Here is a 15,736-nt window from a genome sequence, read left to right as displayed (position 1 = left end):
CGGAGTAGCGGTAATGGCTCATCTTCAGCGCACCTTGTCGCTGGGGTCGGTGGTGCTTTTCGGCATCGCCTACATGACCCCGATCATCGTTCTTGGCACCTTCGGCATCCTCGCCGACACCACTGGCGGTGTGGTCCCGGCCGCCTACGTGGCGGCTTCCGTGGCCATGCTCTTCACTGCGTTCAGCTATGCCCGGATGGCCGCTGCCTTCCCGGTGGCCGGCTCGGCCTACAGTTATGTCCGCAAGGCCATCAACCCCAAACTGGGGTTCCTTGCCGGCTGGGCGGTATTGCTGGATTACCTCTTCTTGCCGATGGCCATCTGGTTGATCGGTGCGGCGTACCTGCACTCGGCGTTTCCCAATGTGCCCCAGCCCGTCTGGGTGCTGGCGTTCATCGGGGTGACCACTGCGATCAATGTGGTGGGATTGCGCCTGGCGAAGAACGTCAACGGCGCACTGATGCTGGTGCAGTTCCTGGTATTGGTCGCCTTCGTCGCGCTCTGCGTGCACTACGTGCTGGGTGATGCGAGCAAGCCGCTGTGGTCGCTGGCCCCCTTCATCAAGGAGGGGATGCAGCTGCCGCTGATCATGAGCGGCGCGGCCATCGCCTGCTATTCCTTCCTCGGCTTCGATGCCGTGAGCACCCTGACCGAGGAAACCCGTGACCCGCGTCGCACCATCCCCAAGGCAATCCTGCTGATTACCCTGATCGGCGGGCTGATCTTTATCACCACCTCGTACTTCGTGCAGCTGGCGCACCCGTCGACCGAGTTCCAGAGCGCCGATTCGGCGGCCTACGAAATTGCCCGCAACATCGGCGGCGATGTGTTCGTCTCGATCTTCCTCATTGGCCTGATCGTCGGGCAGTTCACCTCGGGCCTGTCGGCCCAGGCCAGCGCCTCGCGCCTGCTGTTCGCCATGGGGCGCGACGGCGTGCTGCCGCCATCCCTGTTCGGTCGCCTGAGCGAGCGCTTCGGCACGCCGGTTGGGAGCATCGTGCTGTGTGGCGTGGTAGCCCTGCTGGCGCTGCAGATGGACGTGACCACGTCCACGTCCTTCATCAACTTCGGCGCCTTCCTGGCATTCACCCTGGTGAACCTATCGGTGATATTCCACTACTGGCTCAACGGTGATCGCCGCGGCCCGCGCGAGCTGGTGCAGTTCCTGCTGTTCCCGCTGACAGGTATGGTGGCGACCCTCTGGCTGATGGTCAGCCTGGACCACCTGGCAATCATCCTCGGCCTCTCCTGGCTGGCGCTGGGGGTGATCTACCTCGGCTGGTTGACCGGTGGCTTCCGACGCCAACCACCTGAACTGAGCTTTGAAGAGGCCTGATGCGTCAACGGGCGGACGTCGGACGTCCGCCCGCTCCACTTGCCGGGCTGCAGTGCCGGGGATATTTTCGTTAAAATATTCACGATACTTCCCGGACCACAGCCGCCATGCCCGAAACCCGCCCCTCCCTGACCCTCACCCTGTTGCAGGCGCGCGAAGCGACCATGAGTTTCTTCCGTCCCCTGCTCAACCAGCACGACCTGACCGAACAGCAATGGCGGGTGATCCGCCTGCTGCGCCAGCACGGTGAACTGGAGAGTTACCAGCTTGCCGACCTTGCCTGCATCCTCAAGCCGAGCATGACCGGCGTGCTGGCGCGTCTGGAGCGTGATGGCATGGTGGTGCGCCGCAAGGCCCCGCAAGACCAGCGCCGTGTGTTGGTGAACCTCACCGAAAAGGGCCAGCAGTGCTTTGTCTCCATGAGCTCGGGGATGGAAGCCAATTACCAGAAGATCCAGGATCAGTTCGGCGAGGCGAAGCTCAAGCAGCTCTTCGAATTGCTCAACGAGTTGAAGCAGATCAAGCCCTGATCGCACCAACGGCATCCTAGGGGATATGCCGGGTGTGCAATGCACCCGGCGCGCCATGAAAAGTGCAATCGAGAGACCGTAACGTCCATTTTTGGGGCCTACGCCCCGTCCCATAATCGCCCTGCATTCACTTCGGTTACCCGTTTCAGGCTCCGGCGTCCCGTGCCGTTACGCATCGAGATGAGCCATCCGCCTGGCCTTTTCCAAGTACTTACAATAAGCAGGGCCTCGACATGAAAAAGCCAAATCCACTGCTCGATGACCTCAGGGCGATCCTGCCGGCCATCGCAGCCAACGCCGCCAGGGCCGAGCAGCTTCGCAAGGTCCCGGACGAGAACATCGCCATCCTCAAGGGCATTGGCCTGCACCGCGCGCTGCAACCGAAGAAGTACGGCGGCATGGAAATCTCCCTGCCGGAGTTCGCCGATTGCGTGGTTGCCCTGGCCGGTGCCTGCGCCAGCACTGCCTGGGCCTTCAGTTTGCTGTGTACCCACAGCCATCAGTTGGCGATGTTCTCCGCACGCCTGCAGGAGGAAGTCTGGGGCGAGGATTCCGACGCCACTGCCAGCAGCTCCATCGCACCATTCGGCAAGGTGGAAGAGGTCGAGGGCGGGGTTCTGTTCAGCGGCGAAATGGGCTGGAGCAGTGGTAGCGACCATGCCGAGTGGGCCATCGTCGGCTGCCGCCGCAAGAGCACCGAAGGCGAACTGGTCTACTGCTTCGCCGTACTGCCGCGCAGCGACTACGAGATCCGCGACGACTGGTACGCCGCCGGCATGAAGGGCAGCGGAACCAAGACGCTGATCATCAGGGACGCCTTCGTGCCGAACTACCGCATCCAGGCGGCCAAGGACATGATGGAGGGCCGTTCCGACGGCTTCGGCCTGTACCCGGACAGCAAGATCTTCTACGCACCCTACCGTCCGTACTTTGCCAGCGGCTTTGCTGCCATCAGCCTGGGCATCGCCGAGCGCATGCTGGAGGCTTACAAGGAGAAAACGAAGAACCGCGTGCGCGCCTATACCGGCGTGAGTGTGGGAACCGCCACGCCGGCGCTGATGCGCCTGGCCGAATCCACCCACCAGGTCGCCGCCGCCCGCGCCTTCCTGGAAAAGACCTGGCAGGAGCACGCCGAACACGGTGAGCGCCACCAGTACCCGAGCCGTGAGACCCTGGCCTTCTGGCGCACCAACCAGGCCTACGCGGTGAAGATGTGCATCCAGGCCGTGGACCGTCTGTTCGAGGCCGCCGGCGGTACCAGTTGGTTCGAGAACAACGAAATGCAGCGCCTGTTCCGCGACTCCCACATGACCGGCGCCCATGCCTACACCGACTACGATGTTTGCGCGCAAATCCTCGGCCGCGAGCTGATGGGGCTGGAGCCAGACCCCAGCATGGTCTGAGCCCGGCTCTCCATCCCCTTGCGTGCGGGGCGGCCTCGCGCCGCCTCGATCCTCTACTCACGCGCGGCCGTCCCGGAAGGCGGCCGCCAGGAGTTGCGTCATGTCCTCTCAAGAAACTCTCTTCGATTCCCGTGCCTTCCGTCGCGCCCTGGGCAACTTCGCCACCGGTGTCACGGTGGTGACCGCCACTGCACCTGATGGCACTCGCGTGGGTGTCACCGCCAACAGCTTCAACTCGGTGTCGCTGGAGCCGCCGCTGATCCTCTGGAGCATCGACAAGCGCTCCAGCAGCCTGGCCGTGTTCGAGCGGGCCAGCCATTTCGCGGTGAACATCCTCGCTGCCGACCAGATCGACTTGTCCAACCAGTTCGCTCGCCCGCGTGATGACAAGTTCGAGGGCGTGGCGGTGGAATCCGGCGTTGGTGGCGCGCCGCTGCTGCCCGACTGCGCCGCGCGTTTCGAATGCGAGATGCACCAGTGGGTGGAAGGCGGCGACCACTGGATTCTCATCGGCAAGGTGGTCCGTTTCGATGATTTCGGTCGCTCGCCGCTGCTGTATCACCAGGGCGCCTATTCGATGGTCCTGCCGCATACCCGCATGACTCGAAAGTCCGAGGGCCAGCCCGCTTCCAGCGCTTTTCAGGGGCGCCTGGCGCACAACCTCTACTACCTGATGACCCAGGCGGTACGTGGCTACCAGGCCGATTACCAGCCGAAACAGCTGTCCACCGGCCTGCGCACCAGCGAGGCGCGGATGCTGATGGTGCTGGAGAATGACGCCGGCATGGGGCTCTCTGACCTGCAGCGTGAAGTGGCAATGCCCATGCGCGAGATCGAGGAAGCCGTGGCCATTCTCAAACGCAAGGGGATGGTGGTCGATTCCGATGAGCGCTACGTCCTGACACCGCTCGGTGTGCAGCAGGCGGAGGAACTCTGGCGTATCGCCCGTGAGCAACAGGAAAAGGTCTTCGCGCAGTTCAGCGAAGAGCAGCAGTCGACTTTCAAGGCCATGCTCAAGGCGGTGATTGCGCTGGGTTGATCGAGCACCCGTGCAGTGAAAATGGCGCCCAAGTGGCGCCATTTTCGTTTGCGCGTGAAACCAGCTCCTGATGACGTGGTCATCAGTCGTCGGCTTTCGAGTCGGCGAACCAGCAGGTTGAGGCAGGTGCCGTAGGGTGCGCCATGTGTCCCGGCTGAACACACAGCGCACCCTACGATGGGGACTGCACTCCACGCCTATCGGAGCCAACAAACAGGCACAAGAAAGCCGGCTCCTTGAGCCGGCTTTCTGTCATGACCGGGGCAATCAATACACGCCGCCTCCGCTCACCGGCGCCGCAGTGCCCTTGAAAGTCGCGGCCAGGCTCTGCAGGCCACGCATCAGCACCGTGGTATCCACGCCAACAGCGGCGAAGGCGGCGCCCAGTTCGATGTAGCGGCGCGCCAGGGCCTGGTCGGCAGAGAGGATGCCGGCAGCCTTGCCGGCGTTGCGGATGCGCACGATGGCGTCCTCGATGGCGGCCTGGACCTCCGGGTGACCGGGGTTACCGCGATGCCCCATGGCGGCGGAGAGGTCGGCCGGGCCAATGAACACACCGTCCACGCCTTCCACCGCAGCGATGACATCCAGGTTGGCCAGACCGTCGAGGTTCTCGATCTGCACCAGCAGGCACATCTGCTCGTCGGCGTGATTCAGATAGCCGGGAATGCTGTTCCAGCGGGAGGCTCGGGCCAGGGCGCTGCCCACGCCCCGAACGCCAAACGGCGGGTAGCGCATGGCTCGGACCAGCTCGGCGGCCTGCTCGGCGGATTCCACCATGGGCACCAGCAGGGTCTGGGCGCCTATGTCCAGTAGCTGCTTGATCAGCACCGTGTCGCCGATGGGCGGACGGATGATCGGCTGGGACGGGTAGGGCGCAATGGCCTGGAGCTGGGCGAGCAGACTGCGCAGGTCGTTGGGGGCGTGTTCACCGTCCAGCAGCAGCCAGTCGAAGCCAGCGTTGGCCGCCAGTTCCGCGCAGTAGGCATCGGCCAGGCCCAGCCAGAGGCCGATCTGCGGCTGGCCGGATTGCAGGCGCTGTTTGAAGGTATTGATCGGCAGGTCCATGGAGGACTCCTTGGCAGGCATTGAATGTAGGAGCCAGCTCTGCTGGCGAATGCTCTTTGCCCGGGCACTTCGCGAGCAGAGCTCGCTCCTACGGTTCAACGGTGGGTGGTGGTCAGACGAAACGGCAGGCGATAGAGCCCAGCTGGTCGTAGTCGACGTGGAAGGTGTCGCCGGGATTGGCCGCCACCGGACGGGTGAAGGAGCCGCCGAGGATGATCTGCCCGGCTTCCAGGGTGACGTCGTAGGGCGCCAGCTTGTTGGCCAGCCAGGCCACGCCCTTGGCCGGGTGGTTGAGCACGGCGGCGGAAACGCCGGATTCCTCGATCACGCCATTGCGGTAGAGGATTGCCGGCACGCGGCGCAGGTCGATCTCGGTCGGGCGCACGGCGCGCCCACCCATCACCACGCCGGCGTTGGCGGCGTTATCGGAGATGGTGTCGAACACCTTGCGGGTGACCTTGGTGTCGGGGTCCACCTGCTGGATGCGCGCGTCGATAATCTCCAGCGCTGGAATCACCCACTCGGTGGCCTCCAGCACGTCGAAGACGGTGCAGTTCGGGCCACGCAGGGGCTTTCCGAGGATGAAGGCCAGCTCCACCTCCACACGCGGGACGATGAAGCGCTCGAAGGGAATGTCGCTGCCTTCCTCGAACAGCATGTCGTCCAGCAGTGCGCCGTAATCCGGCTCGGTGATGTTGGACGACACCTGCATGGCGCGGGAGGTGAGGCCAATCTTGTGACCCACCAGCTTGCGACCGTCCTTGATTTTCTGCGCCACCCAGGCGCGCTGGATGGCGTAGGCGTCGTCAATGCTGATGGACGGGTAGTCGAGGGAGAACTGACGCACCTGCTCGCGGGAGCGCTCGGCGGCGTCGAGGCGAGCGGCGGCCTGTTGGATCAGAGTAGGGTCGAGCATGACGGGTCTCTCTAGCGGGGATTGACGAGATCGGCGGGAGTGCGAAGCACCAGCGCGGCGCCGAAGGCGATAAGTACGGCCAGGACGAACAGCGCGAGACTGGCGCTCTGGGTGGTGTCGCGCGTCCAGCCGATCAGGTAGGGCGCGAGGAAAGAGGCAATGCTGCCGAAGGAACTGATCAAGCCGATTCCGGCAGCCTGGGTGCGGGTGGAGAGAAAGGCCGGCGGCAACTGCCAGAACATCGGCAGGGCAGCACTGGCGCCCATGCCGGCGATAATCAGCCCGGCCAGCACCGGGACGGTGCTGGTAGGTAGGAGCCCGCTGAGGGCAATGCCTGCGGCGCACATCAGTAGAGGCACGCACAGGTGCCAGCGGCGCTCGCGGTGGCGGTCCGAGGAACGGCCGCAGGCCAGCATGTAGCAAACACCCGCCAGATAGGGTATGGCGCTGAGCAAGCCAACCTGGCTGTCGCGGGCGACGCCGGCACCGTGGATCAGGGTGGGCATCCAGAAGGCCAGGGTATTAACGGCCAGCATCACTGCGAAGTAGATGGCTACCAGGAGCCACACCCAACGATCGCGCAAGATGCCAGCGAAGGAGGTGATGGGCTTGCGCTGCTCCTCGATCGTCATGTCCTCCCGCAAGCAGCGCTTCTGTTCCTCGCTCAACCACGCAACCGCATCAAAGCGCTCCGGCAGGTTGAACCACACAACCAGGCCAAGGAGGATCACCGGGGCACCTTCGAGCAGGAACATCCACTGCCAGCCGCGCAGGCCAAGATGGTCGTGGAAGCCTTCGAGTATGGCGCCAGACAGCGGCCCCCCTATTACCCCGGCCATTGGCACGGCGATGGCGAACAGGGCGGTAACCTGGGCGCGCCGGCGGGCTGGGTACCAGCGGTTGAGGTAAACCAGGATGCCGGGGAAGAAACCGGCCTCGGCCACGCCAAGAAGGAAACGCAGCGCGTAGAAACCGGTGGCGTCCTGGATCAGGAACATGCCGGTGGACAACAGGCCCCAGACCACCATCAGGATGGCAATCCAGCGACGCGGGCCGACCCGTTCCAGAGCGAGGTTGCTGGGCACGCCAAACAGGGCGTAGGCGACGAAGAACAGGCCGGCGCCGAGGCCGTAGACGGTGTCGCTGAACTGCAGGTCAGCGCTCAGCTGCATCTTGGCGAAGCCGATGTTGATCCGGTCAAGGTGGGCGAACAGGTAACACACCAGCAGCAGGGGCATCAGCCGCCAGGTGACGGCGCGATGGGTCGCATCACGGGCTGCGTTCTCGGCGTCGGCAGGACAAGCAGTATTGACTGTGCTCATGGTCTTGTACTTTTTGTGAATGAGGCAGAGCGGCGGAAGGTGGGGCGACTTCAGCCGCCCTGGCCCTTCAGGAAGGCATGCACGTTGTTGAGCTTGTAGTTGAGCTCGGCATCCAGCTCGGTCATCTCGAAGGAGAGGGCCAGCAGACGACGCGCCTGGAGCTCGGCGAAGTGCCGGGTGATCGTCTCGAACAGCTCGTCGGCCACCTTGCGCCGGGTCTCCAGGTCACGGCCGGCACCGACCTTCAGGGTCATGTGGACGAACGCGTAGTCGTGCTTTCCGTCAGCCATGCGCCAGGTATCCAGGCGTATGGCGCGGCTGCGGATGCCTCCGAGGGGAAAGACCCCCGAGGCGCCCAGGCAGGCATGGACCTTCTCGAAGAGGCCCGGCAGGTCCGCCTCGGTTTCGATGTTGTGGGTGTACTCGGCGATGAAATGTGGCACGGCGGGGCCCTCAGAGACGGCTGTTAGAGGCGACGCCGGCCGGATTCGAGGCTTGGGCCGCGGGGATGGCGGAGCCGTCCTGCGGCGTAACCGGGAAGATCGCGTTGATCTGGCCGGTGCCGGAGGAGCCGAAGTAGGGGGTGACGACTTCGGCCTTGCCGTCGTACTTCGACCAGCCCAGCGCGCCTAGCAACATCGCGGTGTCGTGCATGAAGCCTTCGCCGTGGCCCTTGACCGCGTACTCCGGAAGCATGGCGCAGAAATCCTCCCACTCGCCGCCTTCCCACATCTGCACGACGCGGTGGTCGAGGTTTTCCAGGAAGGGGCTCCAGACCCTGGTGGCAAAGTCCGGGGCCTGACCGTTCTGGGCGAAGCGGTGGGACAGCGAACCGCTGGCGAGGAAGGCGACGTTGCCGTCGTAATGGTCTTCCACGGCTTTGCGCATGGCCCAGCCGAGACGGGCGCTGTCGTTCAGGTAGTGGGAGGTGCACAGCGCCGAAACCGAGACCACCTTGAAGTGGCGGTCGGTGTTCATGTAGCGCATGGGCACCAGGGTGCCGTACTCCGGCGCCAGGGTAGTGGCGTCGTGGGCCATGGTTTCCACGCCGAAGCGATTGCACTCCTCGGCCAGCAGGCGGCCCAGTTCGGGATTGCCCGGGAAGCCGTACTCCATGTTGGCGATGAAGTGCGGCAGCTCGTTGCTGGTGTAGAGGCCTTCGAAGTTCAGCGCGCAGTTGATGTGGTAGTTCGCGTTGACCAGCCAGTGGGTATCGAACACGACGATGGTATCGACGTTCAGCTCGCGGCAGCGGCGGCTGATCTCGAGGTGCCCGTCGATGGCGGCCTGGCGAAAGCCCTGGCGCGGGCCCGGCAGTTCGGACAGGTACATGGAGGGGACGTGGGTGATCTTGGCAGCCAGAGCAAGTTTGCCCATGACGGTAACTCCTCGTGTCATTCCCCTCTTGGGGAACCTTGTTATCGGGTCGGTTGCACACCGGCACGGGGAGGGGAGCAGTGCTCCCCTCTTCATGGATTAGCAGTTATCTCACAGGCCCCAACGGGGGATGTGGTGGCTGCCCATGGAAATGCATACGTTCTTGATCTCGGCGAAGACCTCGAAGCTGTACTGGCCGCCTTCGCGACCGGTGCCGGAGCCTTTCACGCCGCCGAAGGGCTGGCGGAGGTCGCGTACGTTCTGGCTGTTGATGAAGACCATGCCGGCCTCGATGCCACGGGCCAGGCGATGGGCCTTGCCGATGTCCTGGGTCCAGATATACGAGGCCAGGCCATATTCGGTGTCGTTGGCCAGGCGCAGGGCTTCGGCTTCGTCCTTGAATTTCATCAGGCAGACCACCGGGCCGAAGATTTCTTCCTGGGCGATGCGCATGCGGTTATCCACATCGGCGAACACCGTGGGCTGGATGAACTGGCCACGGGACAGGTGCGCCGGCAGGTTGGCCGGTCGCTCCAGGCCGCCCGCGAGCAGGGTGGCGCCTTCCTCGATGCCGATGCGGATGTAGCCGGTCACCTTGTCGTAGTGCTGCTGGGTGATCATCGAACCGACCTGGGTCTTCGGGTCCTGCGGGTCGCCGACGATCAGGCGTTTGGCTCGGGCGGCGAACTCGGCGACGAATTGGTCGTAGACGGACTCCTGGATGAATATCCGGCTGCCCGCGGTGCAGCGCTCGCCGTTCAACGAGAAGATGGTGAACAGCGCGGCGTCCAGGGCGCGGTCGAGGTCGGCGTCATCGAAGATCAGCACCGGGGACTTTCCGCCCAGTTCCATGGAGTATTTCTTCAGGCCGGCGGTCTGCATGATCTTGCGCCCCGTGGCGGTGCCGCCGGTGAAGGAGATCGCGCGCACGTCCGGGTGACGAACCAGGGCGTCACCAGCGGTGGCGCCGTAGCCCTGCACCACGTTCAGCACGCCTTTCGGGATACCGGCTTCCAGCGCCAGACGGCCCAGTTCATTGGCAGTCAGAGGCGACAGCTCGCTCATCTTCAGCACTGCGGTGTTGCCCAGCGCGAGGCAAGGCGCGGTCTTCCAGGTGGCGGTCATGAAGGGCACGTTCCACGGGGAGACCAGGCCGCACACGCCTACCGGCTGGTAGAGGGTGTAGTTGAGCATCTGATCGTCCACCGGGTAGCTGTGGCCGTCCATGCGGGTGCAGACCTCGGCGAAGAACTCGAAGTTGTGCGAGGCGCGGGGGATCAACACGTTCTTCGTCTGGTGAATCGGCAGGCCGGTGTCCAGGGTCTCCAGTTCGGCCAGGTGCGGTACGTTCTGGTCGATCAGTTCACCCAGCTTGCGCATCAGCTTCGCGCGCTCTTTCGCAGGGGTGTTGGCCCACTTGGGGAACGCTTCCTTGGCGGCGGCCACGGCAGCGGCGATTTCCTCGGCACCGCCGCTGGCGACTTCGCCAATGGGGTCCATGGTGGCGGGGTTGTAGTTGACGAAAACTTCTTTGCTCTCGACTTCCTGGCCGTTGATCCAGTGCTTGATCATGCTGCTCATGCCTCTTGTTGCTTGCGGGCGAAGAAGGCCTCTTCGCTGACGATTCGGTTGACCAGGCGGCCCACGCCTTCGACTTCCACCACCACTTCATCGCCAGGCACCACGTCGGCCAGGCCTTCCGGCGTGCCGGTGGCGATCATGTCGCCCGGTTGCAGGGTCATGAAGCTGGAGAAGTATTCGATCAGGTAGGGGATGTCGAAGATCATGTCCGCGGTGGTGCCTTCCTGCTTCAGCTCACCGTTGATCCAGGTGCGCAGCTTGAGCTTCGAGGGATCGGGCACGTCGGCGGCGTCGACTATCCACGGGCCGACCGGAGTGGTGGCGTCGCGGTTCTTCACCCGCAAGTTGGGCCGGTAGTAGTTCTCCAGGTAGTCGCGGATGGCGTAGTCGTTGCACACCGTGTAGCCGGCCAGGTAGGCGAGGGCGTCCTCGCGCTTCACATTGCGCGCCGGCTTGCCGATCACCGCCACCAGTTCGCACTCGTAGTGCATGTAGGCAACGTTGTCCGGGCGCCAGGTGACTTGGTTGTGGCCGGTATAGGTGCCCGGCGACTTGATGAAAGCCAGTGGTTCGGTGGGCGCCTTGAAGGACAGCTCGGCGGCGTGGTCGGCATAGTTCAGGCCCAGGGCGAACATGCTGCCGGTGGCCGGTGGCAGCCACTCGACCTGGTTTTCACCAAGCAGACGGCCATCGGCGAGCCGGATCGCATTTTCGCCTTCCACGGTAACGGCGTGGACTTCGCCCTGGTAACGGATGCGTGCGTGTTTCATCTCGGGCTCCTTATTCCGCAACCACGGTGTTGGCGAGGCGGCCAAGGCCGCTGATTTCCACTTCCACGAGGTCACCGGGATGCACGTCGACGCGACCTTCCGGGGTGCCGGTGATCAGCACGTCGCCCTCGTGCAGGGTCATGAACTCGCTGATTTCCTCGATCAGTCGCGGGATGCCGCGCACCAGGTTTGCGGTGCTGTTCTCCTGACGCAGTTCGCCGTTGACGAACAGCTTCAGGGTCAGCGCGTGCGGGTCCTGCACATCGGCAGCGGGAACGAGTTCCGGGCCGAAGGGGCAGAAGCCGTCGCGGCATTTGGCTTTCACCGCCGGGCGGTAGTAGCTCTCTTCTGGCAGGCTGAATTCGTTGACGATCACATAGCCGGCGACATGGGTCAGGGCGTCTTCGGCGCGCACGCGGCTGGCGCGCTTGCCGATCACCACGCCCAGGGCCGGGCCTGGTTGCAGGCGTTCGACGCCTTGCGGGTAGACCACCGGCTGGCCGTGGCCATTGCGGGTGTTCGGGGTCTTGATGAACAGCACCGGCTTGACCGGCGGCTTCTGGTAGGGCGGCTGCTGGAATTCGTCCAGACGGCTTTCCAGCAGGCCCCGGTAATTCAGCGCAACGCCGAACAGGGTACCGGTGGCGACGTGGTCGAGTGCGGGGCGCATGGTCGTCTCCTGTGGATAAAAAACGGGTGGGGCCGTGACAGGAGCGCCACCCGTAACGAGGATTTCGTTAATGTGTTAACGTTATATTTAACATGTTAATGATCGTCAAGCCTTGCGTCTTCGCCTTTCGTCATCGAAGGTGTGCGAAGGCAGCGGAGAAAGGTCGCCATGGCAGAGCGCCAGCCCATTCCCAACATCAACATCGGCCAGGTCTACGACCAGCGTTACGCCGATGCCGAGGTGCACTACGAAGCCCTGGGCAAGCTGGCGGACTTCTTCGGTCGCAACATGCCGGTGCACCGCCACGACCGTTTCTTCCAGGTGCATTACGTGAAGAGCGGTTCGGTGCGGGTCTACCTCGATGAGCAGCAGTACCGCCAGGAAGGGCCGCTGTTCTTCCTCACGCCACCGACCATTCCCCATGCCTTCGTCACCGAGCAGGACGCCGATGGCCACGTACTCACGGTTCGTCAGCAACTGGTATGGCCGCTGCTGGAAGCTGAGCAGGGTCTGGCCGATGGCCCGCAGATTGCGCCGGTTTGCGTAGCCTTTTCGGAACTGGGGCAGGAGTATCGCGAGGAGGTGCAGCGTCTCGACCTGCTGTTCGACCAACTGCGCAGCGAGTTCACCGCCAGCCGGCCGGGGCGCGAGGCCAGCCTGTCGGCGTTGACCCGGTTGATCTTCATCAGCCTGTTGCGCCTTTCGGCCCGTTCGCTGAAGGCGCAACCGGCACGGCATGAAGACTTGCAGGTGTTCCACCGTTTCAACGGTTTGATCGAGTCGCACTACCGCGAGCACTGGTCCCTTGGGCAGTACGCGGAGCAGATGGGTGTGACCGAGGCGCGCCTGAACGACATCTGCCGACGCATCGCTGACCTGCCGTCCAAGCGCCTGATCCACGACCGGGTGATGCAGGAGGCCAAGCGCCTGTTGTTGTTCACCGGCAGCTCGGCCAATGAGATCTGCTACCTGCTGGGCTTCAGGGACCCGGCTTACTTCAGCCGCTTCTTCGCCCGTAACGCCGGCATGACTCCGGGCGAGTACCGCCAGCGCCGCGCCGCCGACAAGGAAGATGCGTGGCGTTGATTCATCTGCCACATGGAAGGACGGCGTTGGGGTTGAGCTGTAGGTTGGGTAGAGGCACGAAACCCAACGAGCGAAACCCTGCTCAACACGGCCGGTAGTTAGATGAAGCTACGACCCTATCTCTGCGTTGCAGGCCGGTAGGTTGAGTCGGCGTTGGGCGAGTCTATGCAACACATCGATCCGACAGCATGGGGATCAATGGTCCTCCGTCGGCGAGTCGGCAATCTCCCGGCCCAGCCGACGCTGGCGCGGTAGCAACCAGGCGCAATAACCGAGCAGCAGCACCCCGGCGCTGGCCATGGCCCAGGGGGCGCCAAGATGTTCGGCCAACACTCCCACCAGCAGGCCACCAATGGCGTCGAAGCCGAAGCGCGTCGAGGTATAGAGCGATACCACGCGGCCACGCAGATGCTCCGGGGCAAGGCTCTGCAGGAGGATGTTGGTGCCGACGTTGCAGTTGGTGATGGCGAAGCCGAGCAGTGCCATGGCCAGCAGCGAGATCACCAGTCGTTCGCTGAAGGCGAATGCCAGCAGGCCGGCACCGCCAGCCATGGCGCAACCCATGATGGTGTTTGCCAGCCCCGCAAGGCCGCGACGATTGGCGAGGAACAGCGTACCGAGCAACGAGCCGAGCCCGGCGGCGCCCCAGAGCCAGCCAAGGGTGCGCGCGTCGCCAGCGAAGATGTCCTTGGCGAACACCGGCAGCAGCACTGCATAACTGGAAGCGGTGAGGTTGACCACCAGTACACTGAGCATCATCAGGCGAATGGTCGGCCGTCCGGCAACATACGCGAGCCCTTCGCGGAATACGTCTCCAGTGGACCCGCTGGCACGCGGTGTCGGCGCCATGCGGATGATCAGGAGTCCAACGGCCAGGCCGATGTAGGAGAGGGCGTTGAGGGCGAAGCAGGCAGCTTCGCTGGTGAACCCCAGCAACAGTCCGGCCAGCGGCGGGCCAATGAAGCGCGAACTGTTGAAGAGCATCGCGTTCAGTGCAAGGGCGTTCGGCAGATCCTGCTTGCCGCTGACGAACTGGCTCAGCAGGGACTGCCGCAATGGTGTGTCGAAGGCATTGAGCACCCCCAGCAGCGCGGCCATGGCGACGATTAGTACGGGGCCGATGCTGCCGGTCGCAGTCAACAGCGCGAGGCTGAGGGCCTGGAGTCCAAGCAGCCCCTGGACGCCGATCAACAGGCGGCGCTTGTCATGCCGGTCGATCCAGGCGCCGGCCAGTGGGCCTACGAGCAATTGCGGCAGTAAAGACGCAAAGGTGGTGATGCCCAGCAACGCGGCCGAACCGGTCAGGCGGTAGATCAACCAGGCCAGCGCGACCTGCTGCAACCAGCTACCCAGGGTGGAGATGGCCTGGCCGGCGAAGTACAAGCGGAAGTTGCGATGGCGCAGGGCGCGGATGGCGACGGGCCAGGGGCGAGGATCAGGCATTCGGATAAGTGCGGAAAGCGGCGATGGGGAAAGGTTAATATGTTAACTTAATCCGGGTTTGCCCGGGCCTGCTCGTGGCGACTGAGGTGCGGAATCTGACCTTGAACGGTCTGTTCTATATCGATAAGTCATTGATATTTATTAGGTTAATTGACCATTAACGGCGTCGATGTTCTCTATCGGGAGTGATCACTTTTTAATCGAATCTCCATCCGTAATATGGGCTCCGTACTCAGTTTCCAGCCCCCATCGAGGAGCCCACGATCATGAAAACCCAAGCCTTCGCCGCCCTGTTCATCGCCAGCCTGAGCACCAGCGTCTTCGCCTTGCCGTCCGACTTCCAGCCGGTGTTGGGCGAGTCGAAGGAAGGCGCCTACATCCAGGTTATCGATCCGGTTGCAGTCGAAGGCAGCTTCATGGTCCTGGATCGCGTGGCCGAAGGTGGTTCTGATCGCACTGGTGCCAACCGTATCGCCGAAGGTGGTTCCGACCGTACCGGTGCCAACCGCATCGCCGAAAGTGGCTCGGATCGCACCCATGGCTTCCGCGTAGCTGAAGGCGGCTCCGATCGCTCCAAGGCACTGCGCGTCGCCGAAGGTGGCGCCGACCGTCTGCCGCAAGCCCAGCGCATCAGCTGATCGCAATTCGCTGCAAGTCCTCAAAGCCCGGCAGATGCCGGGCTTTTTGTTTGTGGGTGCAAATTCATTCGCACATGGCCGCACAGCGGCCCGTAGGTTGGTCCGGGATACGCTGGTCGAGCGGGGCGAGGCCCGACGAAGCAACGCTCCACCCCGCACCGTTGGGCTTCGTTCCTGTGCCCAACCTACAAGGGCGGCTTCATCCGCGTCATGATCAGAACAGGCTCAACCGATCCTGTCCGTAGTTCGCTATATGTACCGTCGCCAGTAGGTTGTTGGCCGGTGCCGCCGCTGGTAATCAGCACGGCGAGGCCTTTCACAGCGGGTACTCCGTACGACTGAGCGCGCTGCAATGGGAACTGATCGGGACGTGCGACAGCTGGCCAGAATCGCCGCTGGCGTAGCCGAGGATCTTGCCGTCGCTGCGATGGTTCTCCAGTTCGATCAGGACCAGGCCAAGCGTCGGGACGATCTTTTCTCCATCGCATGTTTCCAGTGGGTTGGGGTGTGTCGATGGTGGGTGGGATAGGGGCGGTTCGGTATCAGCCGGATGTGGG

At 63.7% G+C, this 15,736-nt stretch carries 15 protein-coding genes and 1 pseudogene; 6 read left to right on the top strand and 10 right to left on the bottom strand.

The window, feature by feature from the left end; genetic code table 11:
• Nucleotides 1–13 precede the first annotated feature (13 nt).
• From E8E75_RS22150 to E8E75_RS22135, 4 genes are all read left to right on the top strand, one after another.
• Nucleotides 14–1,336 (top strand): APC family permease, encoded by a 1,323-nt coding sequence (locus E8E75_RS22150; RefSeq protein WP_120652378.1) that lies wholly within the window; start codon nt 14–16, stop codon nt 1,334–1,336.
• Nucleotides 1,337–1,443: 107 nt separating this feature from the next.
• Nucleotides 1,444–1,866, top strand: coding sequence for a homoprotocatechuate degradation operon regulator HpaR (hpaR, locus tag E8E75_RS22145; RefSeq protein ID WP_120652376.1), 423 nt, complete (start codon nt 1,444–1,446; stop codon nt 1,864–1,866).
• 233 nt (nt 1,867–2,099) lie between these two features.
• On the top strand, nt 2,100–3,269 hold the full coding sequence (locus E8E75_RS22140) for a p-hydroxyphenylacetate 3-hydroxylase oxygenase component (RefSeq protein WP_153917695.1): 1,170 nt from the start codon (nt 2,100–2,102) through the stop codon (nt 3,267–3,269).
• A 100-nt stretch (nt 3,270–3,369) separates the two neighbouring features.
• Nucleotides 3,370–4,308: a p-hydroxyphenylacetate 3-hydroxylase reductase component gene (locus tag E8E75_RS22135; RefSeq protein ID WP_120652373.1), complete on the top strand. Its 939-nt coding sequence runs from the start codon at nt 3,370–3,372 to the stop codon at nt 4,306–4,308.
• Nucleotides 4,309–4,575: 267 nt separating this feature from the next.
• Here E8E75_RS22135 and hpaI read toward each other — a convergent pair whose 3' ends face one another.
• The 8 genes from hpaI to E8E75_RS22095 all read right to left on the bottom strand — a co-directional run bounded on the left by hpaI (nt 4,576) and on the right by E8E75_RS22095 (nt 12,012).
• Nucleotides 4,576–5,376, bottom strand: coding sequence for a 4-hydroxy-2-oxoheptanedioate aldolase (gene hpaI, locus E8E75_RS22130; RefSeq protein WP_120652371.1), 801 nt, complete (start codon nt 5,374–5,376; stop codon nt 4,576–4,578).
• Between the two features lie 112 nt (nt 5,377–5,488).
• Nucleotides 5,489–6,292: a 2-oxo-hept-4-ene-1,7-dioate hydratase gene (hpaH, locus tag E8E75_RS22125; protein ID WP_153917697.1), complete on the bottom strand. Its 804-nt coding sequence runs from the start codon at nt 6,290–6,292 to the stop codon at nt 5,489–5,491.
• Nucleotides 6,293–6,303: 11 nt separating this feature from the next.
• Nucleotides 6,304–7,614 carry an MFS transporter gene (locus E8E75_RS22120; protein ID WP_153917699.1) on the bottom strand — a complete coding sequence of 437 codons (1,311 nt, stop codon included), beginning with the start codon at nt 7,612–7,614 and terminating at the stop codon, nt 6,304–6,306.
• 50 nt (nt 7,615–7,664) lie between these two features.
• On the bottom strand, nt 7,665–8,057 hold the full coding sequence (locus E8E75_RS22115; protein ID WP_120652364.1) for a 5-carboxymethyl-2-hydroxymuconate Delta-isomerase: 393 nt from the start codon (nt 8,055–8,057) through the stop codon (nt 7,665–7,667).
• Nucleotides 8,058–8,067: 10 nt separating this feature from the next.
• Nucleotides 8,068–8,991 (bottom strand): 3,4-dihydroxyphenylacetate 2,3-dioxygenase, encoded by a 924-nt coding sequence (hpaD, locus tag E8E75_RS22110; RefSeq protein ID WP_120652363.1) that lies wholly within the window; start codon nt 8,989–8,991, stop codon nt 8,068–8,070.
• A gap of 111 nt (nt 8,992–9,102) precedes the next feature.
• Complete coding sequence (gene hpaE / locus E8E75_RS22105) at nt 9,103–10,563, bottom strand: 5-carboxymethyl-2-hydroxymuconate semialdehyde dehydrogenase (protein ID WP_153918000.1); 1,461 nt, start codon at nt 10,561–10,563, stop codon at nt 9,103–9,105.
• A 5-nt stretch (nt 10,564–10,568) separates the two neighbouring features.
• Nucleotides 10,569–11,342, bottom strand: coding sequence for a fumarylacetoacetate hydrolase family protein (locus E8E75_RS22100; RefSeq protein WP_153917701.1), 774 nt, complete (start codon nt 11,340–11,342; stop codon nt 10,569–10,571).
• A 10-nt stretch (nt 11,343–11,352) separates the two neighbouring features.
• A complete protein-coding gene (locus E8E75_RS22095; RefSeq protein WP_153917703.1) occupies nt 11,353–12,012 on the bottom strand; it encodes a fumarylacetoacetate hydrolase family protein in 660 nt (219 codons plus the stop codon).
• A gap of 168 nt (nt 12,013–12,180) precedes the next feature.
• Here E8E75_RS22095 and hpaA point away from each other — a divergent pair, with 168 nt between their 5' ends.
• Entirely contained in the window at nt 12,181–13,098 is a 918-nt protein-coding gene (gene hpaA / locus E8E75_RS22090) for a 4-hydroxyphenylacetate catabolism regulatory protein HpaA (RefSeq protein ID WP_120652357.1), read from the top strand.
• A 195-nt stretch (nt 13,099–13,293) separates the two neighbouring features.
• On the opposite strand, the gene E8E75_RS22085 is transcribed toward hpaA, so the two are convergent.
• Nucleotides 13,294–14,541, bottom strand: a complete 1,248-nt coding sequence (locus E8E75_RS22085; protein WP_120652355.1) for an MFS transporter — start codon at nt 14,539–14,541, stop codon at nt 13,294–13,296.
• 266 nt (nt 14,542–14,807) lie between these two features.
• Here E8E75_RS22085 and E8E75_RS22080 point away from each other — a divergent pair, with 266 nt between their 5' ends.
• A complete protein-coding gene (locus E8E75_RS22080) occupies nt 14,808–15,179 on the top strand; it encodes a phage infection protein (protein ID WP_280359785.1) in 372 nt (123 codons plus the stop codon).
• A gap of 316 nt (nt 15,180–15,495) precedes the next feature.
• On the opposite strand, the pseudogene E8E75_RS22075 reads toward E8E75_RS22080, so the two are convergent.
• Nucleotides 15,496–15,657 (bottom strand): annotated as a pseudogene (locus tag E8E75_RS22075) (MoaF C-terminal domain-containing protein); the annotation flags it as partial.
• Between the last annotated feature and the right edge of the window lie 79 nt (nt 15,658–15,736).

The sequence above is a fragment of the Pseudomonas sp. BN606 genome, assembly GCF_029873115.1.
Classification (GTDB): Bacteria; Pseudomonadota; Gammaproteobacteria; order Pseudomonadales; family Pseudomonadaceae; genus Metapseudomonas.
Note: the sequence above shows the minus strand (reverse complement) of the source record. Positions and strands in the feature narration are given on the sequence as shown.

What these genes read in the sequence shown, in the direction of transcription:
- E8E75_RS22150 (WP_120652378.1), top strand. Translation starts at nt 14, where the DNA reads ATGGCTCATCTTCAGCGCACCTTGTCGCTGGGGTCGGTGGTGCTTTTC.
- hpaR (WP_120652376.1), top strand. Translation starts at nt 1,444, where the DNA reads ATGCCCGAAACCCGCCCCTCCCTGACCCTCACCCTGTTGCAGGCGCGC.
- E8E75_RS22140 (WP_153917695.1), top strand. Translation starts at nt 2,100, where the DNA reads ATGAAAAAGCCAAATCCACTGCTCGATGACCTCAGGGCGATCCTGCCG.
- E8E75_RS22135 (WP_120652373.1), top strand. Translation starts at nt 3,370, where the DNA reads ATGTCCTCTCAAGAAACTCTCTTCGATTCCCGTGCCTTCCGTCGCGCC.
- hpaI (WP_120652371.1), bottom strand. Translation starts at nt 5,376, where the DNA reads ATGGACCTGCCGATCAATACCTTCAAACAGCGCCTGCAATCCGGCCAG.
- hpaH (WP_153917697.1), bottom strand. Translation starts at nt 6,292, where the DNA reads ATGCTCGACCCTACTCTGATCCAACAGGCCGCCGCTCGCCTCGACGCC.
- E8E75_RS22120 (WP_153917699.1), bottom strand. Translation starts at nt 7,614, where the DNA reads ATGAGCACAGTCAATACTGCTTGTCCTGCCGACGCCGAGAACGCAGCC.
- hpaD (WP_120652363.1), bottom strand. Translation starts at nt 8,991, where the DNA reads ATGGGCAAACTTGCTCTGGCTGCCAAGATCACCCACGTCCCCTCCATG.
- hpaE (WP_153918000.1), bottom strand. Translation starts at nt 10,563, where the DNA reads ATGATCAAGCACTGGATCAACGGCCAGGAAGTCGAGAGCAAAGAAGTT.
- E8E75_RS22100 (WP_153917701.1), bottom strand. Translation starts at nt 11,342, where the DNA reads ATGAAACACGCACGCATCCGTTACCAGGGCGAAGTCCACGCCGTTACC.
- E8E75_RS22095 (WP_153917703.1), bottom strand. Translation starts at nt 12,012, where the DNA reads ATGCGCCCCGCACTCGACCACGTCGCCACCGGTACCCTGTTCGGCGTT.
- hpaA (WP_120652357.1), top strand. Translation starts at nt 12,181, where the DNA reads ATGGCAGAGCGCCAGCCCATTCCCAACATCAACATCGGCCAGGTCTAC.
- E8E75_RS22085 (WP_120652355.1), bottom strand. Translation starts at nt 14,541, where the DNA reads ATGCCTGATCCTCGCCCCTGGCCCGTCGCCATCCGCGCCCTGCGCCAT.
- E8E75_RS22080 (WP_280359785.1), top strand. Translation starts at nt 14,808, where the DNA reads ATGAAAACCCAAGCCTTCGCCGCCCTGTTCATCGCCAGCCTGAGCACC.